Annotated in this window: 21 protein-coding genes and 1 pseudogene; 17 read left to right on the top strand and 5 right to left on the bottom strand. The window is 62.8% G+C overall.

What is annotated here, in order from left to right; genetic code table 11:
• Positions 1–77 precede the first annotated feature (77 nt).
• Positions 78–1,313: an ABC transporter substrate-binding protein gene (locus tag EJ903_RS19225; protein ID WP_126618472.1), complete on the bottom strand. Its 1,236-nt coding sequence runs from the start codon at positions 1,311–1,313 to the stop codon at positions 78–80.
• Between the two features lie 176 nt (positions 1,314–1,489).
• On the opposite strand from EJ903_RS19225, the gene EJ903_RS19220 reads away from it, so the two are divergent.
• The 14 genes from EJ903_RS19220 to EJ903_RS19155 all read left to right on the top strand — a co-directional run bounded on the left by EJ903_RS19220 (position 1,490) and on the right by EJ903_RS19155 (position 15,191).
• Positions 1,490–2,425 (top strand): helix-turn-helix domain-containing protein, encoded by a 936-nt coding sequence (locus EJ903_RS19220; protein ID WP_126618471.1) that lies wholly within the window; start codon positions 1,490–1,492, stop codon positions 2,423–2,425.
• A 98-nt stretch (positions 2,426–2,523) separates the two neighbouring features.
• The gene (locus tag EJ903_RS19215; protein WP_210211482.1) at positions 2,524–2,760 is read left to right on the top strand and encodes a transposase; all 237 of its coding nucleotides are present in this window, start codon (positions 2,524–2,526) and stop codon (positions 2,758–2,760) included.
• A gap of 382 nt (positions 2,761–3,142) precedes the next feature.
• Entirely contained in the window at positions 3,143–4,072 is a 930-nt protein-coding gene (locus EJ903_RS19210) for a LysR family transcriptional regulator (RefSeq protein ID WP_158627957.1), read from the top strand.
• Positions 4,073–4,448: 376 nt separating this feature from the next.
• On the top strand, positions 4,449–4,622 hold the full coding sequence (locus EJ903_RS28180; RefSeq protein ID WP_210211481.1) for a hypothetical protein: 174 nt from the start codon (positions 4,449–4,451) through the stop codon (positions 4,620–4,622).
• A gap of 436 nt (positions 4,623–5,058) precedes the next feature.
• Positions 5,059–5,520, top strand: a complete 462-nt coding sequence (locus EJ903_RS19200) for a cache domain-containing protein (RefSeq protein WP_126618467.1) — start codon at positions 5,059–5,061, stop codon at positions 5,518–5,520.
• 45 nt (positions 5,521–5,565) lie between these two features.
• Positions 5,566–7,314 (top strand): methyl-accepting chemotaxis protein, encoded by a 1,749-nt coding sequence (locus tag EJ903_RS19195; RefSeq protein WP_126618465.1) that lies wholly within the window; start codon positions 5,566–5,568, stop codon positions 7,312–7,314.
• A 94-nt stretch (positions 7,315–7,408) separates the two neighbouring features.
• Complete coding sequence (locus tag EJ903_RS19190) at positions 7,409–7,870, top strand: cache domain-containing protein (RefSeq protein ID WP_126618463.1); 462 nt, start codon at positions 7,409–7,411, stop codon at positions 7,868–7,870.
• Positions 7,871–7,987: 117 nt separating this feature from the next.
• The gene (locus EJ903_RS27765) at positions 7,988–9,658 is read left to right on the top strand and encodes a methyl-accepting chemotaxis protein (RefSeq protein ID WP_158627956.1); all 1,671 of its coding nucleotides are present in this window, start codon (positions 7,988–7,990) and stop codon (positions 9,656–9,658) included.
• Positions 9,659–9,772: 114 nt separating this feature from the next.
• Entirely contained in the window at positions 9,773–11,332 is a 1,560-nt protein-coding gene (locus EJ903_RS19180; protein ID WP_158627955.1) for a methyl-accepting chemotaxis protein, read from the top strand.
• A gap of 38 nt (positions 11,333–11,370) precedes the next feature.
• Complete coding sequence (locus EJ903_RS19175) at positions 11,371–12,108, top strand: substrate-binding periplasmic protein (RefSeq protein ID WP_158627954.1); 738 nt, start codon at positions 11,371–11,373, stop codon at positions 12,106–12,108.
• Positions 12,109–12,350: 242 nt separating this feature from the next.
• Positions 12,351–13,022, top strand: coding sequence for a TetR/AcrR family transcriptional regulator (locus EJ903_RS19170; protein ID WP_126618455.1), 672 nt, complete (start codon positions 12,351–12,353; stop codon positions 13,020–13,022).
• Positions 13,019–13,753, top strand: a complete 735-nt coding sequence (locus EJ903_RS19165) for a DUF4386 family protein (protein WP_126618453.1) — start codon at positions 13,019–13,021, stop codon at positions 13,751–13,753. Before EJ903_RS19170 ends, EJ903_RS19165 begins: the two co-directional genes overlap by 4 nt.
• Positions 13,754–13,784: 31 nt before the next feature.
• Positions 13,785–14,156: a Dabb family protein gene (locus tag EJ903_RS19160; RefSeq protein ID WP_126618451.1), complete on the top strand. Its 372-nt coding sequence runs from the start codon at positions 13,785–13,787 to the stop codon at positions 14,154–14,156.
• Positions 14,157–14,207: 51 nt separating this feature from the next.
• Positions 14,208–15,191 (top strand): LysR family transcriptional regulator, encoded by a 984-nt coding sequence (locus EJ903_RS19155; RefSeq protein ID WP_126618449.1) that lies wholly within the window; start codon positions 14,208–14,210, stop codon positions 15,189–15,191.
• Between the two features lie 180 nt (positions 15,192–15,371).
• Here the strand turns inward: EJ903_RS19155 and EJ903_RS19150 are convergent.
• From EJ903_RS19150 to aptA, 3 genes and pseudogenes are all read right to left on the bottom strand, one after another.
• Positions 15,372–16,027 (bottom strand): annotated as a pseudogene (locus EJ903_RS19150) (IS6 family transposase).
• Positions 16,028–16,368: 341 nt separating this feature from the next.
• Complete coding sequence (locus EJ903_RS19145; RefSeq protein ID WP_126618447.1) at positions 16,369–17,868, bottom strand: CoA-acylating methylmalonate-semialdehyde dehydrogenase; 1,500 nt, start codon at positions 17,866–17,868, stop codon at positions 16,369–16,371.
• A 34-nt stretch (positions 17,869–17,902) separates the two neighbouring features.
• A complete protein-coding gene (gene aptA / locus EJ903_RS19140) occupies positions 17,903–19,264 on the bottom strand; it encodes an omega-aminotransferase AptA (RefSeq protein ID WP_126618445.1) in 1,362 nt (453 codons plus the stop codon).
• 131 nt (positions 19,265–19,395) lie between these two features.
• On the opposite strand from aptA, the gene EJ903_RS19135 reads away from it, so the two are divergent.
• Positions 19,396–20,319 (top strand): LysR family transcriptional regulator, encoded by a 924-nt coding sequence (locus EJ903_RS19135; RefSeq protein WP_126618443.1) that lies wholly within the window; start codon positions 19,396–19,398, stop codon positions 20,317–20,319.
• Positions 20,320–20,472: 153 nt separating this feature from the next.
• Here EJ903_RS19135 and EJ903_RS19130 read toward each other — a convergent pair whose 3' ends face one another.
• Positions 20,473–21,375 (bottom strand): LysR family transcriptional regulator, encoded by a 903-nt coding sequence (locus tag EJ903_RS19130; RefSeq protein ID WP_246015750.1) that lies wholly within the window; start codon positions 21,373–21,375, stop codon positions 20,473–20,475.
• Between the two features lie 339 nt (positions 21,376–21,714).
• Between EJ903_RS19130 and EJ903_RS28175 the strand changes: the two genes are divergently transcribed.
• Together EJ903_RS28175 and EJ903_RS28170 are read left to right on the top strand one after the other, a co-directional pair.
• Positions 21,715–21,999 (top strand): hypothetical protein, encoded by a 285-nt coding sequence (locus EJ903_RS28175; protein ID WP_377006365.1) that lies wholly within the window; start codon positions 21,715–21,717, stop codon positions 21,997–21,999.
• Positions 21,996–22,169 (top strand): hypothetical protein, encoded by a 174-nt coding sequence (locus EJ903_RS28170; protein WP_377006366.1) that lies wholly within the window; start codon positions 21,996–21,998, stop codon positions 22,167–22,169. Before EJ903_RS28175 ends, EJ903_RS28170 begins: the two co-directional genes overlap by 4 nt.
• Positions 22,170–22,226 lie beyond the last annotated feature (57 nt).

Raw genomic sequence — 22,226 nt, 5'->3', positions numbered from 1 at the left:
TGACGACGACGGGGACGCAATCCGGGCTGTGGGCCGCCCGCGTCATAGGCGGCCCCAGCGGAGGGGATGCGCGTCTCCTAGTGTTTGTAAACGCGGGCGCGGACCTTATCGAGCCGCTCCAGGATGGCGTCCAGCTTGTCGGGTTTGACCATGAATTCCTGGAATCCTTCCATGCCGGCCTTGGCCATCTCGGCCGGGGCGTCGCGGTCATAGAATTGGGCAAGCCCCTTGGCGTTGGCCAACATGGTGAAACCGGCGTCCAGCAACGGGTCGTTCGGTCGGGCCGCCTTGTTGTTGACCGGCAATTGCCCCAGCGTCGCGTTCATCTTCCCTTGAACCTCCGCCGAGGCGAGGTAGGCGAGGAAGACGCGGGCGTCGGCCTTGTTCTTCGCCTTGGCCGTGATGTGGAAGGTGTCGGTCGGCGCGTCCTCTGCCGCAGGCAGGCCTTTGGTGATTTCCGGGAACGGCAGGAAGCCGATTTGATCCGTGGTGAGTCCACCGAGCTTCATCGCGGCGGTGGCGAAGTTGCCCATCAGATACATGGCGGCCTTGCCCTGCACGAAAGCGGGCATTGCGTCCTGCCAGTCAACCGCCGCGTGGTTGTCCGGGAAATAGCCTGGCCTCACCAGTTCGGCCCACCGCTCGAACACCGCCTTCACGCGCGCGTCGGTGTAGGGAACCTTGCCTGAGGTCAGATCCATGTGAAAGGCATAGCCGTTGATGCGCAGGTTCAGGTAATCAAACCAACCGGCGGTCGGCCACAGCGTTTTGGTGCCGATGGCGAAGGGGGTGATGCCCGCCGTCTTCAAAGCCGCGCAGGTGGCCAGCAGATCCACCCAGGTCTTCGGCGGCGTCAATCCCTGCTTTGCGAAAACGTCCTTCCGGTAATAGATGCCCCACTGGTAATAGGTGTAAGGGACGCCCCATTTCTTGCCGTCGATGGTCATCGACGGGCTGGCGGCCTTCAACGACTCCTCAAGTCCGTGTGCCGCCCAGACATCGGACACATCTTCGAACAAACCGGACCTGACGAACGGCTCCATCCGGTTGCCCGCGTACCAGGCGACCACGTCGGGCGCGTCGGCGGTCAGGAAGTTGCGGATGGCGGCCTTGTAGCCCTCGTGGTCGAAATTGTTCCATTTCACCGTGATGGTCGGGTGCGCCGCCTGGAAACCGGCGATCAGCTCTTCCATCGCCTTCTTCGGGATCGGGTCCGACTGATCGGAATTCAACGTGATCGTGCCGGCCTGCGCGCCGGAGGACATCAGGAAAACGGAAAGCGCGAGCCGCCCCAGGCTCTTACGGATAGTCATGCAGTCCTCCCTAACCCATGTGCGTTGTTTTGTGCCGCGCACCAGCGTTGCCGCACTCTTGGGGTTCCCCTCAATAGCGCGGGGCGCTGATGGTGTGTGACGCCAATCTTGTGCTGAGATGCCGTAATGATCTACCGTTCCTCCGGCTAAGATCTCCGGTTTTCTAAGGTATTGCGATGCCGATCATTCCGCCCATCGCCGGGCACGGATCCGTGCCGGTGCATCCGGACCTTGACCCCGGCCACCCGCTGGTGGTGTTCGGCGATCATCGATTCTGCGCCGGGCAGACGCTGGACGTCGACGTGATGGACGGCCCGCATATGCACAGTCAGATCGAGCTGAACTTTGTGCTGGACGGCGAGATGACCTATTGGTTCGATGGCCGGGAGATGACGGTGGCGGCGGGCTGCCTGTGCCTGTTCTGGGGCATGGTTCCCCATCAGGTCATTGCCCGACGCACCCGGACCCGCTTTGTCTGCCTTTATGTGCCGATGTCGGTGCTCTTGGGGTTTCCAAGCCTCAGCCGACTGCGCACCGCCGTTTTCCGTGGTGCCATGGTCGAGGCGTTGGTGATCCGGTCCTATGATCGCGACATCTTCATGCGCTGGCGTGAGGAGTTGCTGTCCGATGACCGCGAGGCTGTGGAGATCGTCAGGTCGGAGCTGACCGCGCGGGTGCTGCGCATCGAGCGGGATGGCTGGCGCGACCTGCGCGCGCAGGGATCGGCGATGGCCAGCCTGGACCGCCGCGACGCCAAATGGATTCCGCACATCGAACGCATGTTGCGTTTCATTGGCGAGCACGCGGCGGAAGACATCTCGGTCGCGGATGTTGCCCGTGCCGCCAATCTGCACCCCAACTACGCCATGCAGGTTTTCCGGCGGGCGCTTGGCATGACGATCAACCAGTCGATCGTGCGCCATCGGTTGGACACCGCACAATCCTTGTTGATTTCCACAGACCTGTCCGTCGCGGAGATCGCCTTTGAATCGGGATTCCGCTCGATCTCCCGCTTCTACGAAGCGTTTCACCAGCGTTTTGCCAGCCAACCCAACGCCTTTCGCCGCGACATGCGGCCCAAAAGCGCAAGCGAAGCCCCGGCGCGGCGATAGAGAGTTGGAGTCCGGTCTTGCAACCAGTGGATGGGTTGTTGCATGGATGGCTGGACTGTTGTGGTTCGAGCGGCTCGTCCCCACACCGGTCATCTGCCATGCCTCACAAGGCAAACGCTGCCCGCCGTCATCACATCATTCTCAACTGGGCCGAGTACGACGCGTCCCTGCGCCAGCGGGGCAGCCTGACGGTGTGGGTCAGTGACGAGGCGATCACCCGCTGGAAAGCGGCTCCGCGCACCACGCCGGGTGGGCAGCCCAGCTGCTCCGATCTGGCGATTATGACGGGGCTGAATGCTGCGTGCTGTGTTTCGTTTCGCGCTGCGCCAGACTGAAGGGCTGAACTGGTCCCCATCGAGCGGACCGTTTGTCGGCGGAAATAAGCTTGGTTCCGATTTGTCCTATGCCGCCAATTTCTGATCGTCCGCTCGGTGCCACGACCCGATCAACAACCTCTTCCATCTGCGCCGAGACGGCCGCTCCGCCTCCGAATACCGCGCCGCCCGCGCCCAGGCTTTCGGGACCTGGGTCGAGGTCGTCGGCGCGCTGTTGGCCGTCTGATCAACCAGCCCAGGGGCGTTCAGGGGCAAACCGCGCCATCGCTAACCGCCAGCACCAGCAAGTTGACGGTGCCCGCTCGATCCTTATAGTTATAGCATTTCATCCCGCAGGGATTCGGCCGGTCGCGGGCGCAAAGTGGGGGCAACGGCGCTGAGTTTGGACTGGGACGACATCAACCTGATCCTCGTGGTCGCGCGCTCCGGTGGTTTTTCCGGTGGCGCTGCTGTCCTTGGCCTTGATCAAAGCACCGTTAGCCGTCGAATTGCTCGGATCGAAACTACAGCGGGAGCACCGTTGTTCGTGCGCAGTCGATCTGGCGTCATTGCAACGGATTTTTGTCTTGAGCTGCTCCAACTTGCCGAAGAGATGGATCAGCATGGAAAAAGCTTCCATCAGGCATTGTGGTCCCTGCGTAAACAGCCTGAGCGAGTCATTCTGGTCAAAGCAAGCGGTGGTCTCATTAGCTACTTTGTCGGACCTCTGGCAGCAGAACGACCGATCGGCCCGCTGGCTTGTGTCCGACACCTGCATCCCGACATCACCTTTCCGCCGCTTCGCCCCGTGGCGGAGAGCGGCTCCGAATGCGAAGACATCCGATTGCGGTGGACGGAACCGGATGTGCTGCCGTCTGGCTCGCCCGATCTGCGCATCCGGCGGCTCGCCCGCGTTCGTTGGGCCGTTCATCACGCCCGAACACCATCCGCGTCATCGCGGCCAAACCACTGGGACGAATTGCCCGAACACCCGCTGCTGTCGCACAGCGCACTTGTGCTCTACCCCGGTCCGTCAGCATTGGGTCCATGGCTCGACGTGTTCGCACGGGCTTCCGCTCAACCAACGGTGCCCACTGAGGCCGCGCAGGAAAAGCTGCTCCTTAGTGGCTCGGTCCTCACCCCGCTTCCGACGTTTGTAACACTGGTCAACACCAACATCGTGGCGCTGCCTATCGATCAGCCACCGATGCACCTCGATCTGTGGATCATGGCGGAGGCCGAAGCACTGCGCGACAAGACCGTGCGTGCGGTGTTCGACGGGCTGGTGAAGCTGTTTCACGCTTTTGATTGGGAAAGGCTGAAAGCCCACTGACTGACTTTGGCGCGCAATTCTGTTTTGGCAGAGTGCGGAAAAACGAACATGTTCCAGCCTTTTTCTCCCGTTGAGGCTTCAAAATGGCATCTCCAACGCCCGTTTTGACACCGCCAGCGTCTTGCGTCCCAGTTGCCGAGGCGGTCGGTGCGGGGTATGGAACGGCATGACGGCGCGCCTTGATCCCCGCTACGCTGGCCACCGCTATCCCGCCGAGATCATTGCAACGGCGGTGTGGCTGTGGGTCCGATCACTGACACGCTGAAGTCCTACGCGCCGCAAAACGGGCGATCATGCCAGGGGTGAAACACCGCCAGCACAAGGGGCGCAACAACCGAACTGAGAACTCTCACCGACCCGACGGCGGGAGCGCCAGATGAAGCGTTTCAAGTCGCCCCACCAAGTCCAGCGCTTCCACTTCATCCACGATCCGATCAACACCTTTTTCCATCTGCGCCGCGACACCCGCTCCGCCTCCAACTACCGCACAGCCCCCGCCCGGTCCTTCACCACCTGGGCCGAGGTCGTCGGCGCGCCGTTGGCCGCGTGATCGACCAGTCAAAAGGCGTGCAGAGTCAAACCGTGCCCTCGCAATTCGCCAGTGCCCCTCTGTCATGCACACATGCATAACCCGATGCACCGCTGCGCATTGCCTCCCATCTCCGTCGACCTTTACAAATGAGCCAGGTCCACAAGGCGTAGGCGCTTCGATCTAACTTCCGGAAGAATATGGCGTTCATTCATAGGGTTGTGAGTGTGTTTGAAACAGGATTTTCGCGTTTTTGATGGGTTCAGAGCGCGCGGGATCATGTTTGTCTTTCGCTCACGCAAAGGTGCTGCTCAATACAAAATTGAGGTTTGAGCGGCGCAATTTGAAATAAATAAAATACCATGAAAGCCATCATTCTTCATTTGTTGGTGAGTGAGAAGATGAATTTTCAAATCATTCCCCGAATTCGTCCAAAACAACCGAGAGGAACGCGAACATGACTCGAGCCGTTTCATTTCTGATACCATTTTCCATTGGTGCTCTGATGATGTCCGCCGCTGGTGCCGCAGAAAACGGAACCCGCGACGAAGCGGTCGCACTGGTGGGGAAGGTTGCCGAACGCATCCAGCAGATTGGTGCCGAAGCGGCCTACAAGGAATTCAGCGACCCCAAAGGGGCTTTTGTCGATCGGGATCTGTATGTGTTCTGCGCCAACATGGATGCGGTGGTGCAGGCCCATGGTTCCAACCGCGCCATGATCGGCCAGAACTTGAAAATGTTGAAGGACACCGACGGCAAGGTTTTCATCGCCGAAATGTTGCAAATCGCGGCGGCATCGGGCGAAGGGTGGGTCGATTACAAGTGGCCGAATCCGCAGACAAAGAAAATTGAAGCCAAATCATCCTTCTTCCGGAAAATCGGAAACGATGTCTGCGCGGTTGGCGTCTACAAAAAATAATCCCTGATTTTCGACCCTTGTCTTCACTGTGGAGGCGATCGCACGATGGCACTGTCGTCACGTTTGTCCGATTGGCGCATCGCAACAAAGGTGCTGTTGGCTCCGTCGATAGGATTGTTGGCTCTGGCCGGAATTGCCGGATTCGGCGCAACCGTTCTTGACGACCAACAGGACATTCTCGCCAGCCTGACCGGCGATGTGTTCGAAGACGCCCGGGTCATCGGCGACATTCGAAATCGCCTGTCCAGCGTCCACGCCGATCTTTACCATCTGATCGGCATCGCCACGAACGACAGCAACGCCGCCCGTCTCGTCAAAGAAACGGAAACCGTCAACGGCGCTTTGGCCGATCTGGCCCATCCGGCCCGAGGCTTGCGGGCGGTGGCGCTCGATCCCAAAACGCTCAACATCTATGGCATCGAACCGCATGGCCAGGGGGGCAGCGCGGTAGAAGTGTCCCGTCAAATCACCGCCAGCCTGGAGGACTACAACAAGGCTGTGCAGGAGGTGACGCGGATGCTCAGCATGGAAACCGGTCTGGCCCTGTTTTACATGAACAATGTGGAGGAGGTGTACGGGCGCATCCTTGGCACACTGTCCACGCTGGAAGCGCAAACCGCAACGGTGTCAAACGAAGCCGCCGCCGCATCACAGGCCCATCTTGGCAGGCTGACGTTCACCTTCATCATGATCGCCGTCGTTGTTGTTGCGCTCACGCTGGCCATCAGCCTTTTCGTGGGGCGGGCGATCAGTCGCCCGGTGATCGGGCTGACCCGTTCGATGGACGTGTTGGCGAACGGAACCATCGACCAGGAGGTCCCCTACACATCCCAGAAGGACGAGGTTGGGGCGATGGCTCGCACCCTGGAGATTTTCCGTGTCAACGCGGCGAATCATCGTGACCTGGAAGCCCGCCAGCGGGACGAACGCCAGGTCAAGGAGGCGCGGGCGGCCAACGTGAACCGTCTGTTGCAGGATTTCGATGGTCGGGCGGCGGCAACGCTCTCCGACCTTTCCGTGGCGGAGCAGGCGATGCGCGAGGCAGCCCAGCAATTGGCCACGGTGGCGGAACGGACGAACGTGCAGTCGCAGGCGGTGTCCGCCGCGTCGGACGCCACCTCCGGAAACGTGCAGACGGTGGCGGCGGCGGCGGAAGAACTGTCGCTGTCGATTCAGGAAATCGGCCGCAATGTCTCGCGGTCGGCGGAAACCACCATGATGGCGGTGGACCAGGCCCAACGCACCGCCCGCAATGTGCAGGATCTGTCTGATGCGACCCGGAAGATCGGCGAAATCGTCGATCTGATCCAAAGCATCGCCGGTCAAACCAACCTGTTGGCGTTGAACGCGACGATTGAGGCTGCCCGGGCCGGAGAGGCTGGAAAGGGCTTCACCGTTGTCGCCAGCGAGGTGAAAAGCCTTGCCAATCAGACGGCAAAGGCGACCGAACGGATTGCCGCCCAGATCACCGGAATCCAAACGGCCAGCGCCACCACCGTCAACGCCATCGCGGACATCACGGCAACGATCCGCAAGATGAATCAGATCAGCACCAGCATCGCCGCTGCGGTGGAACAGCAATCGGCGGCCACGGTCGAAATCTCCCGCAGCGTTCAGCAAGCGGCGGTGAGCACGCAGGAGGTGTCGGCGAACATCGGCGGTGTGTCCGCCGCCGCCGCCGCCGCAGGCCGGACGGCGGCCGATGTGCTGTCGGCAACCGAACAGATGGCGTCGCGGTCAATCGGCCTTCAAGCCGACGTTCATTCTTTTCTGGATGCGATCAAGAGCGCGTGAAGAGCGCCCATACACCGCCGCGCCAACGCCGCCCGGTGTCCCCCATTGCCCTCGCATTCCCAATTGACCTGATACCAATCAAAGGACCGATTTGATGAAACGCCCCTTTTCCATTCTGGCGCCGATGTTGTTTGGTTTTGCCGCCGCCCTGCCGGCGAACGCCGCCACCTCAGGGACCAAGGAGGAAGCCGTGGCGCTGATGGGACGGGCCGTCGAGCGGATCCAACAGGTGGGAGTTGACCAAGCCTACAAGGAATTCAGCGACCCGAAGGGCAGCTTCGTCGATCGCGATCTGTATGTGTTCTGCCTGAACATGGACGGCGTCATGCTGACCCACGGCAGCAATCGTGCGTTGATCGGCCTCAACCAAAAGACCCTGAAGGACAGCGACGGAAAGACCTTCATCGCTGAATTCCTTCGGGTTGCCTCCACCACTGGAGAAGGATGGGTCGATTACAGATGGGCCAACCCACAAACCAAGAAAATTGGATCGAAATCATCCTTTGTGAAGAAGGTTGGAAACGACATGTGTGCCGTCGGCGTTTACTTGAAATAAGTCACGCAATAACGTTCAACCGGGAGGGGCAGGCGAAGCATGAAAATGATCCCAAAATTGTCGGATTGGTTGATATCTGCAAAAGTTCTTCTGGCACCGGCCTTGGGGATTGTGGCGTTGCTGAGCATCACCGGTTTCGGCGCGTTCGTTCTTCAAGGGCAGCAGTATGTGTTGAGAAGTCTAACCAACGACGTGTTTGAAGAGGCCCGGCAGGTCCGCGATGTGCGCGGGCGGCTGTCCAACGTGCACGCCAACATCTACCACCTGATTGGAACGGCGACGAACGACAGCGACGTCGAGCGTCTGCAAAAACAGATCAAAGGGGTGGACGAGATCCTGTCCAAATTGACGGCGTCGACCAAGCCCCTGCGCGCCATCGCCTTCGATCAGAAAATCCTCGATTCCTATGGGATTGAGCCGGAACGGGAATCCCGCACGGCGGAACAGGTGGTTCTGACGATCCGGGAGGCGTTGAGGACGTATGTGGAGGCCGCGCAGCGGGTGACAAGCCTTCTGGCGGTGGATAGCGCAACCGCGCTGCTGTACATGCACGACGCCGAGGAAAGCTACAAGGCCGCCGTCGGTCATCTGTCCGCGCTGGAATCGCGCACCAGCCTTGTGTCGAAAAACGCAACGGTGGCGTCGCAGGGCGATCTGAACGACGCGACGATGACCTTTGCCATCGTTGCCATTCTGGCGATTGCGCTGGTCCTGGGAGTCAGCCTGTTCGTGGTCCGGGCGATCAGCCTGCCGGTGACGGGCTTGACCCGCTCCATGGATGTCCTGTCGAAGGGAGGGATCGACCAGGATGTGCCCTACATCTCTCACCAGGACGAGGTTGGGGCGATGGCGCGGGCGTTGGAGATCTTCCGCATCAACGCGGAGACTCACCGCCGTTTGGAGGCAAGCCAGCAGGAAGAGCACCGGGCAAAGGAGGTTCGCGCGGTCACCGTTGACCGCCTGTTGCGCGAGTTTGATGGCCGGGCGGCGGCCGCGCTCTCCGAATTGTCAGCCGCTGGCCAACGGATGAACGACGCGGCCGTGCAGATGGCGACGGTGGCGGAGCAAACCAACGCGCAGTCCCAGGCGGTATCCGCCGCCTCGGACGTCACGTCGGGCAACGTGCAGACGGTGGCGGCGGCGGCCGAGGAATTGTCGCTGTCGATCCAGGAGATTGGGCACAGCGTTTCGCAGTCAGCCCAGATCACCTCCATGGCGGTCAGTCAGGCGCAGCACACGGCCCAAAATGTTCAGGAATTGTCCGAAGCCACTCGGAACATCGGCGAGATCGTCGATCTGATCCAGAGCATCGCGGGTCAAACCAACCTGCTGGCGTTGAACGCTACGATTGAGGCGTCGCGGGCCGGGGACATTGGCAAGGGATTTGCCGTGGTGGCGAGCGAGGTCAAGAGTCTGGCCAACCAGACCGCCAAGGCGACGGAGAGCATCTCGGCCCAGATCGCCGGGATCCAAGCGGCAAGCGCTACCACCGTCGATGCGATCGCCGAGATCACGGCGACGATCCGCGACATGAATCAGATCACCACCACCATCGCCGCTGCGGTGGAACAGCAATCGGCGGCGACTGTGGAGATTTCCCGCAGCGTGCAGGAAGCGGCGGTGAGCACGCAGCAGGTGTCGGCGAACATCGGCGGCGTGTCTGGTGCGGCGGAGGCCGCAGGACGAGCCGCTGCGGCGGTCTTGTCGGCGACGGAATGGATGGCGAAGCGGTCGACCGTGCTCCAGGCCGATGTTCATACCTTTCTGGCCGCAATCAAAAGCGCCTGAGGCCGGTGTCGGGGACGTTTCGGCGTCTCCGACCGGGAGTTGAACCGCCGTGTGTGCGCTTCCCAGGCAAGCGCACCGCCGGATGATGGAAAAGAGACAATCATGATTGCGTGGATGATCCGGACGCTGGCGATGCGCGTGGTGCTGCCGATCGCGCTGTTGGTGAGCGTGCTGATGTGCCTGACCGTGGTCGGTGTGGCGATGATGAACATTGGCGATGCCCGCGAAGCGTTGGACGACCGGGCCGAATTGACGACCCGGATCGTCGCCAGCGGCCTGACCGAAGCGCTGTGGAACGTGGACCAGGACGCTGCCGCCGCGCAGCTTGCGGCGCTGGCCGATGATCCGGATTACGTCGGCAGCCGGATCGTCGATGCCAAAGGTGGGGTCTTTGTCAGCAACGGTAGGGGGATCGTCGGATCGGAGGGGGGCGATACCCTGCTGCGACGGGCGGAGATTGTTCGCAAGATGGACGGCAAGACCGTGACGTTGGGGGCGGTCGAGATTCGCCTGTCCGCCGCGCGCGCCCACCGATTGATGATGGAGCAGGCCAGAATCCTGGTTGGTGTTGCTGCGGTGGCGCTGCTGATGGTGTGCGGCGTGCTGTTTCTGATCGTCCGTGGCGCGACCCGGCCAATTGTGGACCTCACCGGTGTCATGTCGCGGCTTGCCGCCGGTGACGGCAAGGTTGATGTGCCATCGCGCGACCGCCGCGACGAGATCGGGCGCATGGCCGCCGCCGTACAGGTGTTCAAGGAACAGGGGATCGAGAAGGAGCGGCTTCAGAACGAGCAGGAGACCATCCGCTGGAGAGCCGAAGAGGAACGCCTTGCCGCCATTGAGTCTGTGGCCGCCACCTTCGAACAGCAGGTCAGTTCGGTCATGGCCGATGTGTGCGCCAACGCCGGGCGCATGAAGGACATCACCCAGCGTCTGAGTCAGGCGGCGGCCCGCAATGGGCACATCAGCCAACGAGCAGCGGGCAACGCCGCATCGGTCGATGGCAATGTCGGCAGCATGGCGACCGCTGCGGGTCAATTGGCCGCCTCGATCCGTGAGATTTCCAGCCAGGCCCAGCATTCACAGCAGGTCGCCGGAGAGGCGCTGCAGCGCGCCAACCGGGCGGAAGAGATGGTGTCATGTCTGGTGCAAGCGGCGGACAAGGTCAACGCCGTGGTGGGTTTGATCAATTCCATCGCTGCACAAACCAATCTGCTGGCCCTGAACGCGACCATCGAAGCGGCCCGCGCCGGTGAATCGGGCAAGGGTTTCGCCGTGGTCGCGGGTGAGGTGAAAGCCTTGGCCAACCAGACCGCCAAAGCGACGGAGGAAATTGAAAGTCAACTCCGCACCATCCAGGACTCCACAGGGGCCGCCGCCGCCGAAATCACCGAAATCGCCAAGGTGGCGGGCAACGTCAATCAGATCAGTTCCTCCATCGCCGCCGCCGTGGAGCAACAGACCGCAGCCACCGGTGAGATCGGGCGCAGCGTGAGCGAGGCCGCCCAGGGCGTGCGCGCCCTGCTGGGCGACGTCAACGCCACCACCGACGCCGCCGGGCAGACCGGTGAAGCCACCGATCGGCTGCGCACGGCGATGACGGAATTGCAAAGCCGGGTCGATACGATGCAGACCCAGGCGACCAGTTTTGTCGAGTCCCTGCGCAGGGTTTGAGTTTTCCCTGTCCCGTTTCTCCTTCGGAGGTCTTTATGATGCTTCGCACGCTGCTGCTGTGCACCCTTGCCCTTTGGCTGCCCGCATCCGGAGCGCTGGCCGGGGTGGTGCGTCTGGTCGCAACCGAATATCCACCCTATTATGGGGCATCCCTGCCGGAGCAGGGCCTTTTGGTTGCCTTGACCAAAGCCGCGTTCCGGCAGGTTGGGCACGACGTCACCATCGAATTCCAACCATGGGCGCGTGCGCTCGCCGAAGCCGAGAAGGGGGACCATGACGGGTTGATCGGAATTTGGCGAGCGAGTGAGCGGGAGAAGCTCATCGCCTATTCGGCCGAAGCCCTGGCGGAAAATGAGATCGGCTTTGTCGGCTTGAAGGGCCGCGCCATTTCCTATGCATCCCTGGACAACCTGAAACCTCACACCATTGGTTCGGTGCGCGGCTACAGCATGCCCGCCGTCATCACCCAGGCCGGGCTAACCATTGAGTTGGCCAACGACGATTTGAGCAACCTCAAGAAGCTGCTGGCCGGGCGGATTGATCTGGCGCTGATCGACCGGGGCCAGGCCGATCATCTGATCGCGGGCCAGTTTTCGGAAAGCCGCAATCTGTTCGCCTGGATCGAGCCTGCGGTGTCCCGCCTGCCCATGTTCAATGGCTTTTCGCGCGCCAGGCCGGGGTATGAGCGAACCGTCGCCGACTTCGACCGAGGGTTTGAGAAACTGCGCAACAGCGGTGAGCTTGCGGCCATTCGGCAGAAGTTCGGGTTCCGCTGACCATCACCATGCCGTGCCAGGGCCGGGTGGAGCCGACGCCGACGGGAAGCCGTCGCGTCGGCTTTTGTCGATTCTGTTCGTCTTGAGCGCGTTCGCTGCAAATCCCGCTTCCCAGCCATGGGGTGAAACGCCACATTTTCGCTGACCGCCGTCGAGGCCCATTGACTGTCACCATCCGGTGACTTATAAAGTCACCATGTGGTGACGAGTTTGGGCGTTGTCGGCGACGAGGAGGAAAGCCGATGCGCGACGGGAACGCCACACACACCACCACCGGGCCAGCAAACGGATCCGGACGCGCTGCGGCGCGTGAAGCCATGCGGGAACGCATCCTGGACGCCGCGTTGACGCTGCTGGCCCGCGATGGCTTCGCGGGGTTCGGGGTGAACGCGGTCGCTCGGGAAGCGGGCTGCGACAAAGTGTTGATTTATCGCTACTTCAACGGCTTTGACGGACTGCTCGACTCTCTGGGTGCCCGGTTGGACATCTGGCTCGGCCCAGAGGATTCGGATGGTGTGTCCGGACATTATGGATCGGTTATGAGGTCTGTTCTGCAAGACTATTTGCGCGCTCTGCGTGCCAACAACTTGGTCAAACAGATTTTGGCGTGGGAACTGGTGCAGGACGACGACGCCACACGCCGGATTGGAAAGGCCAAGGGCGATGCGATCGGGCGCTGGTTCCAGGGCGTGCGCCAGCGGTCGGGGCCGCCCCCCGCCGGGTCCGACGCCGCTGTCTTGAACGCTGTCCTCATTGCCGCTGCGCATCATCTTGCGCTGCGCGAGAACAGCAGTGGGGATTTCATGGGGCTTGATCTGCGGGATCCCAACTGCTGGGCGCGGATCGAGGCCGTGTTCAACACCATCATCACCGGTGCCTATGGCGCACCCGACGGAACAGAAGACCCACCATGATCACAGCTCTCACCCAACCGCCGCGCAGGCTTGTCTACGCTGCGTCCCTGTCGCTGCTGTCCTGTTTGATATTCACCAACATCGCCTATATCCGGCTTGTGACCAGCTTCGGCTACGACGACGTGCTGCGGGAACCGGTGCACGTGATTTTGGCGCGATTCTCTGCCGGTGGGCCTGCGCTGATCATGACGTGGGCGTTGTTCGCCTGGTCGGCGTTGTTGTTTTCCGCCGCTGCGGTTCTGGTCCCACGGGCAATTGCGGTTGAAACGGAATGGCGGGGGCGGACGATCGGCTTGATCGGGGCCGCTTCGGGCCTGGTGCAGGCCATCGGCCTTTTGCGGTGGGTGTTTGTCGTGCCCGCTTTGGCCAGCATCCATCTGGCGTCCGACGCGGCCCCGGCCGACCGGGCTGCGGTGGAGGTGGTGTTCACCGCCATCAACCAATTCGGCGGTGTTGCATTGGGCGAGCATGTTGGCCAATGCCTGCTCATCGTCTGGACCACCGGCGTTGCCGGAATGCTGTGGCATGCGGGCGGCTTGATGGTGCCGGTTGCAATGGTTGGCTTCGCCACCGTGCCCTTGTGGGTGATGGCGCAGACCGAACTGTTCGGTACGGTCATTCCAACGGCACCCGTGACCGAGGCTGCCCCCTTTGCCTTCACCCTTTGGATGATCTGGTTGACGCTCCTTGCTGCAGCGTTGATCGGCCGGGATCTTCAGCGGCGGCGCTGATCTTTACCCGACACACGATTCAACCGGTTTCATGAACGACGGGCTTTCGAAAGAGGCACGAATGATCAACCACGTCGTCTTGTTCCAGTGGCGGCCCGAGGCCCGGGCGGATGCCATCAACGCCTACACATCGGCACTGGCGGCTCTGCCGGGGCTGATACCGGGCATCCTGTCCTACTCCGATGGTCCGCAATGCAGCTTGGAGGCGTCCGGTCTGCACATCGACTGGGGATTCGTCATGACCTTCCGGGATGCGGCGGCCCGAGAAGCCTATTTGCGTCACCCGGAATACCGTCGGGTGACGGAGGGACACAACGCGTGGATTCGGGAAAACGTCCATGTGTTCGATTACTCCCTGCCAGCGTCCGCCTACGCCGCTTTGGCTCCCGCCGAGGGGTGGTGAGTGAGGTCGTCTGCCGGATCGGAACGCCCACCGGGTCGACAAGGATGAGCGATGAACAGTGTGAGCTGGGATGACATGCATCTGCTTTTGCGGGTGGCGCAAGCCGGAGGGTTTTCCAGCGCCGCATCCGATCTGCGGGTGGACCAAAGCACGATCAGCCGACGGATCGCGCGGTTGGAGGACACCGCCGGAACAGCGCTGTTCCGGCGCACCAACCGAGGCGTCGAACCAACACCGGCCGCCCGTCGCCTTATGGTCAGCGCCGAACGCATGCAAGAGATCAGCCGACAGTTCGGAGAGCGGCTTAACGCGGGCCGCGATGCGCCTGTGACGGTTGACATGGCTCCGGACATCGCCATTGATCTGATCGAACCGCTGCTATCACGGGTCCCCGACGGGCCTATGGCCTGCGTGCGCCGTGCCCTTCCTGACCTCGTCCTGCCAACAATCCACCCGATGATTTCGGGGGAGGGCGGGGAGGCCGATCTCACATTGCACTGGGCGGTGAGCGGTCGGGCACAGGCACAGCGTGGTGATGCAACATCCTGCCGGGTTGCGCGCATTCCCTGGGCCGTGTGCTACGCGGACTCCTTTCTGGAGCGGGGGGGGACGATGCCGCAGAGATGGGACACCATCCCCGAACAGCCGTTGGTCCTGTGGACTTGTGGCAAGCGGGCGGGGGGATGTGACTATACGGAAGCGTTCAAACCCTGGCGCATCCTGGTGGCCCACGCCACCGAGCGGGAAAACGCGTCTTCGCTTCAATCGCTGATTCGCAAGCTGCGTCTGGGCATCGGTCTTGGCGTGTTGCCCACTTACGCCATCGCGATGAACGACGACCTGCGCGTGCTGCCGGTTGCCCAACCGGTGATGTCGCTTGATCTTTGTCTTTCCGTGACGAATACGGCGTGGCAAAAGGGCACCGTGCGTCAAGCCTACACCGGTTTGCAGCAAGCTTTTGCGTCCTTCAATTGTGATTACGGTGTTTTGCCCGATCTATACGGGAATCTGGATGATGACGGTCTGAGAGCCTGATCCGAAATTCAGTTGAGTGGTATCAGCCGGTTCGCTTGACAGCGTGGCCTGTCGGTGATTCAGGGGGGGCGCCAAAAACAACGGTGCATCCCTGATGGGGACTGATACCACCCGCGGGCATCGTCAACTCGTCGACAGACTGGCAGAGCCAGGGCACTGTGGACGGTAGCGACCTTCTGATCATGCGGCCAACGGCGCTCCGACCACCTCGGCCCAGGTGGCGAAGGCCTGGGCGCGGGCGGCGCGGTGGTCGGAGGCGGAGCGGCTGTCTCGGCGCAGATGGAAAAGGGTGTTGATCGGGGCGTGGATGGAGAGGAAACGTTGGACTTGGTGGGGCGACTGGAAACGCTTCATCTGGCGCTCCCGCCGCCGGGTGGGTTGGTGAGCGTTCTCGGCTCGGCTGTTCAGCCCCTTGTGCTGGCGGTGTTCCACCCCCGGCATGATCGCCCGCTTGGCGGCGGCGTAGGACTTCAGCGTGTCAGTGATCAGCACACGCGGAGCCCGGCCCTGTTTTTTCAGCAGCTTGCGCTGCAAGCGCTTGGCCGCTTTGGTGTCGCGTCGGCTTTGGACCAACACGTCGAGCACGAAGCCATCCTGATCGACCGCCCGCCAGAGGTGATGCTTGCGACCGCCGATGGTCGGAACGACCTTGTCGAGGTGCCATTTGCCGCCCCGCCTTGGTGTCCGGCGGTGCAACCGGGTGGCGATTTCGGGGTCGAACTTCCGGGCCCACTCGCGCACTGTCTTGTAGCTTACCGTGATGCCGCGCGCCGCCAGCAGGTCCTCGACCATCCGCAGGCTGAGCGGAAATACAGCCACACCGCCGTGGCAATGATCTCGGCGGGATAGCGGTAGCCAGCGTGGCGGGGATCAAGGCGCGTCGTTGAGCCGTTCCTTACCCTGCACGGACCGCCTCGGCAACTGCGGGGCAACACGTTGACGATGCCCGTCACAGAAATGCTGAAAGCTGGATGCACAAACGCCGAAGTCGCATCCATCACCGACGCGATCGGCGGGGGAAGCAAGCTGGGAACGTACGCTGATCGCAGTCGCGACTTGGCTCTCGGCGCATTGACGAAATGGAACAAAGCACAAACGGGAAAGGGCCGAGTGATCCAGCTTCGCCGAAAATCGTCCAGCAAACCACCCGGCCAAACCCCTTAAAAACTGCCGTTTATTACTTCATCGACGGGAACGCAAACTGCGCCCCTTCGCGCACACCGCCGGTCGGCCAGCGCTGGCTGATGGTCTTGCGGCGGGTGTAGAAGCGCACGCCGTCGGGGCCATAGGCCGACAGATCGCCGAACAGCGAACGTTTCCAGCCGCCGAAGCTGTGATAGGCGACCGGCACCGGCAGCGGCACATTGATGCCGACCATGCCGACCTTGATCATGTCGCTGAAGTAACGGGCGGCCTCGCCGTCGCGGGTGAACAGGCAGGTGCCGTTGCCGTATTCGTGGGAGTCGATCAGGTCCATCCCCTCCTGCATCGTCTTGACGCGGACGACGCAGAGGACCGGGCCGAAGATCTCCTCCTTGTAGATCACCATCTCCGGGGTCACGCGGTCGAACAGGCAGCCGCCCAGGAAATTGCCGTTCTCATGGCCCGGAACCACCAGGCCCCGGCCATCGACCACGAGTTCGGCCCCTTCGCGCACACCCTGATCGACGTAGCTCTTCACCTTGTCGAAATGGGCGCGGGTGACGAGCGGTCCCATCTCGCAGCCCGCCGAGGTTCCGGCCCCGACCTTCAGCCCGCGCAGCTCCACCGCCAGCTTTTCGACCAGACGGTCGGCCACCGCGTCGCCGACGGCGACCACCACCGAAATCGCCATGCAGCGTTCGCCGCAGGAGCCATAGGCCGCCCCCATCAGCGCGCTGACCGCGTTGTCCAGATCGGCGTCGGGCATGACGATGGCGTGATTCTTCGCCCCGCCCAGCGCCTGCACCCGTTTGCCGTTGGCCGTGCCGGTGGCGTAGACATATTCGGCCACCGGGGTCGATCCGACGAAGCTGACCGCCTGCACGCGCGGGTCGGTCAGCAGCGTGTCCACCGCCTCCTTGTCGCCGTTCACCACGTTCAACACGCCGGGGGGCAGGCCCGCTTCCAGCGCCAGTTGGGCGACCAGCAGGGCGGAGCTGGGGTCACGCTCCGACGGTTTCAGGACGAAGGTGTTCCCGCTGGCGATGGCGATGGGGTACATCCACAGCGGGACCATCGCCGGGAAATTGAAGGGGGTGATGCCCGCGACGACGCCCAGCGGCTGGAATTCCGACCAGGAATCCACCCCCGGCCCGACATTCTTGGAATGCTCGCCCTTCAGCAATTCCGGGACGCCGCAGGCGTATTCGACATTCTCGATCCCGCGCGTCAGCTCGCCGCGCGCGTCGTCCAGCACCTTGCCGTGCTCCTGCGTGATCAGCGCGCAGATGCGGTCGGCGTTGTCCTCCAGCAACTGCTTGAAGCGGAACATCACGCGGGCGCGCTTGGCGGGTGGGGTGGCCCGCCAGGCCGGGAAGGCGGCTTCGGCGGCGGCGATCGCCTCCTCCACCGTGGCGCGGGAGGCGAGCGCCACCCGGCCCGTCACCTCGCCGGTGGCCGGGTTGACGATGTCGGCGGTGCGGCTGTCGGCGGGGGCGTCGGTCTTGCCGCCGATCAGGTGCGGAAGAATGGTCATGGTCGGTTGGTCCGTCATCAAAGCGGGCATCAGATCAGGCGGTGGCTTGGATGGCGTCGGCGACGACGTTCATCAGGCCGTCGAGGTCTTCCGGGGTCGTCAGGAAATGCGGGCCGAATTGCAGCGTGTCGCCGCCATAACGGACGTAATAGCCCGCATCCCAGCATTTCATCGCGATTTCATAGGGGCGGCGCGCCGGTTCGCCCGGCAGGGCGGCGATGGTGACGGCACCCGCCAAGCCGTAGTTGCGGATGTCGGTGACGTGCTTCAGCCCCTTCAACCCGTGCAGGACCGTTTCGAAATGCGGGGCGAGCGCGGCGGCCTTGTCCGCCAGCTTGTCCTTTTCGAACAGATCCAACGCCGCGATGCCCGCCGCGCAGGCGACCGGATGGGCGGAATAGGTGTAGCCGTGCGGGAATTCGACCATGTAGGTCGGCCCGCCATTGTCCATGAAGGTCTGATAGATCTCATGGCTGGCGACCACCGCCCCCATCGGGATCGCCCCGTTGGTCAGGCCCTTGGCGACGTTCATGATGTCCGGGACCACGCCGAAGGCGTCGGCACCAAAGGCGGCCCCCATGCGGCCGAAACCGGTGATGACCTCATCAAAAATCAACAGGATGCTGTGCTTGGTGCAGATGGCGCGCAGCCGCTCCAGATAGCCCTTGGGCGGCGGCAGCACACCGGCGGACCCGGCCAGCGGCTCGACGATCACGGCGGCGATGTTCGACGCGTCGTGCAGGGCGACCAGCTCCTCCAGCGCGTCGGCCAGTTCGGCCCCCTCGTCGGGCATGCCCTTGGTGAAGAGATTCTGCGGCAGCAGCGTGTGCGGCAGATGGTCGGCGTCCACGCCCTGGCCGAACAGCTTGCGGTTGCCGCCGATGCCGCCCAGGCTGATGCCGCCGAAATTGACGCCGTGATAGCCCTTCGACCGCCCGATCAGCTTGGTCTTGGACGGTTGCCCTTTCAGCCGCCAGTAAGCCCGCGCCATCTTCAGCGAGGTGTCGGCGGCTTCCGACCCCGAATTGACGAAGAAGACGTGATCCAGCCCCGGCGGGGTCATCGAGGCCAGCTTGTGCGCCAGCTTGAAGGAGGCCGGATGACCGTATTGGAAACCGGGGCTGTAATCGAGCAGGCCCATCTGTTCGGCCACCGCCTGGGTGATCTCCGGCCGGTTGTGACCGGCCCCGCAGCACCACAGGCCCGACAGGCTGTCGTAAATCTTGCGGCCCTGGGCGTCCCAATACCACGCCCCTTCGGCCTTCACGATGACGCGCGGGTTCGCCTTGAAATCACGGTTGCCGGTGAAGGGCATCCAATGGGCGTCCAGCTCCGCGCGGGTCAGGCCCGCCGCCTTGTCCAGTCCAGCGCCATGGTCATTGTCCAAGGGGGCCATCCGTCCGTCTCCTGCGTTTGCGTCACGATGAAAGGGCAACAACGCGGACAGTGTGCCGGGCGCATGGATGTGGTTAAATCCAAACTGTTCAAACTTCAGTCTAGCGTTTCCTTACCTATCGAGCCGCCGTCATGAGCAAACCGCCCCGCCCCCTGTCCCCCGTGACCGACGCCGACATCCGCCTGCTGCGCGTGTTCAAAACCGTGGTGGAGTGCGGCGGTTTTTCGGCGGCGGAGGTGGAGTTGAACATCAGCCGCGCGGCCATCAGCCTGCACATGGCCGATCTGGAACGCCGTCTGGGCCTGCGCCTGTGCCGCCGGGGCCGCGCCGGGTTTCTGCTGACCGACGAAGGGCGGATGGCCTATGAGGCGGCCTTGCGCCTGCTCGCCGGGTTGGAGAGTTTTCGCAGCGAGATCAACACCGCCCATGGCCGTCTGCGCGGTGAGTTGAACATCGGCATCACCGACAACCTCGTCACCCTGCCGCAAATGCGCGTGACCGACGCGCTGCGCGGGTTGAAGACGCAGGCCCCCGACGTGCGGGTGAACATCCGCATGATCCCGCCCAACGAGATCGAGCGCGGCGTGCTGGACGGCCGTTTGCACATCGGCGTCGTCCCCGCCCGCCGCGCCCTGCCGGGTTTGGCCCGTTTCGCGCTGTATGAGGAGGAGTCGCAACTCTATTGCGGCAAGGGCCACCCGCTGTTCGACGCCGCGCCGGAGACCATCACCCGCGACGCGGTGGAGACCGCCGACGCCGTCGCCCCAACCCAGGCCCAGCAACCCCACGCGCTCAACGCCACGGCAACGGCGACCGACCGGGAAGGCGTGGCCTTTCTGGTGCTGACCGGTTGCTACGTCGGCTTCCTGCCCACCCATTACGCCCGCCAGTGGGTGGAACGCGGAGCGATGCGCGCCCTGTTGCCCGACAGTCACCATTGCAGCGTGACCTTTCACGCCGTGACGTTGAAAGGCGCGCAACCCAATCTGGTGTTGGAACGGTTTCTGGATTTGCTGTCGCGCCCGGTGCCCAAAAAGACAAGACAGAACATTTGATCTGCGCTCATGTTCCCATCAAGAAGATGAGAGTGCAGAAAAGCCGCTTATGCATGAAAATCAAGAAAACCAGTTATCATCATTGAAACTGGCAACACCAGAGGAATGTTGAATCAATAATCCCGTTCTTAATATTTTGGTCATCCGCCAATGTCAGAGAAACAGGGCCTGTTCCCGCCGCACCGCGTCGGCGATGAAATCGGCGGTCATGGCGATGCGGGCGAGCGATCGCATGTCCTCGTGCACGATCAGCCAAAAAGACCGGGTGATCGACACCTGTTCGGGCAGCACCCGGCGCAAAGCCGGTTCGGCCTGGGCGATGAAGGCGGGCAGGATGCACAGCCCCGCCCCGGCGACGGTCGCGTTGACCTGGGCCACCAGGCTGCTGCTCTTGATGCGTGGCGACACCTCGCCGATGCTTTGAACGTAATCCAACTCCGGCGTGAAAATCAGGTCGTCGATGTAGCTGATGAAGGATTGGCCGACCAGATCCGCCCGGTCGGTGATCGGCGGGTGGGCGTCAAGATAGGCGGCGGCGGCGTAAAGGCCCAGCCGGTAATCGGTCAGCTTGCGGGCGTACAGCCGCCCTTCCTGCGGGCAGGACAGGCTGATGGCGATGTCAGCCTCGCGCTTGGACAGGCTGAAGACGCGCGGCATGGCGACCAGTTGCACCTCCAAATCCGGGTGGCGCTCGCACAGACCGCCGATGCGCGGGGCGAGGAAGCAGCTGCCAAAGCCGTCGGGCGCGCCGATCCGAACCGCGCCAGACAGCGACAGGTCGCCGTCAGCGACCATGCTCTGCGCCAGAAAGGCCGCACTTTCCATCGCTTCGGCGGTCTGTTTCAGCCGTTCGCCCTGGGCGGTCAGGGTCAGGCCGCTGGGGCGGCGTTCGAACAGGGTGACGCGCAGCGCCTCTTCCAGCGCGCTGATCCGGCGGCTGACCGTGGTGTGGTCGGCCCGCAACCGTTGCGCCGCCGTGGTCAAGGTCCCGGCGCGAGCAACGGCGAGGAAATAGCGCAGATCGTTCCAGTTGAAATCCGACATGTCCGGCGGCAACGCGATTCCTGATGGGCGGGCGGCACTGTCCCATCAACCCCGCGACCTGACAAGTGGCGTTGCCGTGCAACAGCCGGTCTCAGCCTGCGTCGGAGCGGTCGGACGCGGCACCGGTTTTTTTGCCCCTGGATTTCGATCTGGTCGCAGGCGTTGTGCATGGTGAAAACCAGCAGAGGGCGCCGTCAAGGTGGTGGCGGTGCGGTTGCCGGAGGCGGTCGGGTTGGGGACGGTGGGGGAATGACAACGCACTTCGGTCCCCGCTTTGCCGGCTACCACCATCCTGGCGAAATCATCGTGACGGCCGTTTGACTGTACTACCGGTACCCATTGAGCCTGCGGATGGTCGAAGAGATGCTGGCGGGCGGTCGACCGAGATGGCTTCGTGCTGGTCCAAAGCTGACGCGACCTAAGGCGGCCAGACGCCTGCTGCGCAAGCTGTTGAAAGGCCAGTGCCGGGCACCGCAGGTCATGGTGATGGACACGCTCAAGAGCTACGCCGCCGCCAAGCGCGATATCATGCCGGGCGTCGAGCACCGGAAACACAAGGGCATCAACAATACAAGGGCATCAACAATCACGCCGAGAACTCCCACCAGCCAACGAGGCGACGAGAGCGCCAAATGAAGCGCGTCAAGTCGGCTCGCCACGTTCAACGTTTTCCCTCCATCCACGATCCGATCGCGAACCTCTTCCACCGTCGCCGAGACCACCGCCTCGTTGCCGACCCTCAAGCCGCCCGCGCCCAGGCCTTCGAGACCTGGGCAGAGGTCGTCGGCGCCCGGCTCGCGGCGTAATCCGACCGCCGTTATCCTGGCGGGCTTCCGCGTGCCTTCCTCCATCCGCAGTCCAAA

The sequence above is a fragment of the Azospirillum griseum genome, assembly GCF_003966125.1.
Taxonomy (GTDB): Bacteria; Pseudomonadota; Alphaproteobacteria; order Azospirillales; family Azospirillaceae; genus Azospirillum; species Azospirillum griseum.
The sequence above is the reverse complement of the archived record's forward strand: the minus strand, read 5'-3'. Positions and strand labels throughout refer to the sequence as shown.

Excerpts from the sequence above, each read along its gene's own strand:
- EJ903_RS19225 (WP_126618472.1), bottom strand. The coding sequence starts at position 1,313 with ATGACTATCCGTAAGAGCCTGGGGCGGCTCGCGCTTTCCGTTTTCCTG.
- EJ903_RS19220 (WP_126618471.1), top strand. The coding sequence starts at position 1,490 with ATGCCGATCATTCCGCCCATCGCCGGGCACGGATCCGTGCCGGTGCAT.
- EJ903_RS19215 (WP_210211482.1), top strand. The coding sequence starts at position 2,524 with ATGCCTCACAAGGCAAACGCTGCCCGCCGTCATCACATCATTCTCAAC.
- EJ903_RS28180 (WP_210211481.1), top strand. The coding sequence starts at position 4,449 with ATGAAGCGTTTCAAGTCGCCCCACCAAGTCCAGCGCTTCCACTTCATC.
- EJ903_RS19200 (WP_126618467.1), top strand. The coding sequence starts at position 5,059 with ATGACTCGAGCCGTTTCATTTCTGATACCATTTTCCATTGGTGCTCTG.
- EJ903_RS19195 (WP_126618465.1), top strand. The coding sequence starts at position 5,566 with ATGGCACTGTCGTCACGTTTGTCCGATTGGCGCATCGCAACAAAGGTG.
- EJ903_RS19190 (WP_126618463.1), top strand. The coding sequence starts at position 7,409 with ATGAAACGCCCCTTTTCCATTCTGGCGCCGATGTTGTTTGGTTTTGCC.
- EJ903_RS19180 (WP_158627955.1), top strand. The coding sequence starts at position 9,773 with ATGATCCGGACGCTGGCGATGCGCGTGGTGCTGCCGATCGCGCTGTTG.
- EJ903_RS19175 (WP_158627954.1), top strand. The coding sequence starts at position 11,371 with ATGCTTCGCACGCTGCTGCTGTGCACCCTTGCCCTTTGGCTGCCCGCA.
- EJ903_RS19170 (WP_126618455.1), top strand. The coding sequence starts at position 12,351 with ATGCGCGACGGGAACGCCACACACACCACCACCGGGCCAGCAAACGGA.
- EJ903_RS19165 (WP_126618453.1), top strand. The coding sequence starts at position 13,019 with ATGATCACAGCTCTCACCCAACCGCCGCGCAGGCTTGTCTACGCTGCG.
- EJ903_RS19160 (WP_126618451.1), top strand. The coding sequence starts at position 13,785 with ATGAACGACGGGCTTTCGAAAGAGGCACGAATGATCAACCACGTCGTC.
- EJ903_RS19155 (WP_126618449.1), top strand. The coding sequence starts at position 14,208 with ATGAACAGTGTGAGCTGGGATGACATGCATCTGCTTTTGCGGGTGGCG.
- EJ903_RS19145 (WP_126618447.1), bottom strand. The coding sequence starts at position 17,868 with ATGACCATTCTTCCGCACCTGATCGGCGGCAAGACCGACGCCCCCGCC.
- aptA (WP_126618445.1), bottom strand. The coding sequence starts at position 19,264 with ATGGCCCCCTTGGACAATGACCATGGCGCTGGACTGGACAAGGCGGCG.
- EJ903_RS19135 (WP_126618443.1), top strand. The coding sequence starts at position 19,396 with ATGAGCAAACCGCCCCGCCCCCTGTCCCCCGTGACCGACGCCGACATC.
- EJ903_RS28175 (WP_377006365.1), top strand. The coding sequence starts at position 21,715 with ATGGTCGAAGAGATGCTGGCGGGCGGTCGACCGAGATGGCTTCGTGCT.
- EJ903_RS28170 (WP_377006366.1), top strand. The coding sequence starts at position 21,996 with ATGAAGCGCGTCAAGTCGGCTCGCCACGTTCAACGTTTTCCCTCCATC.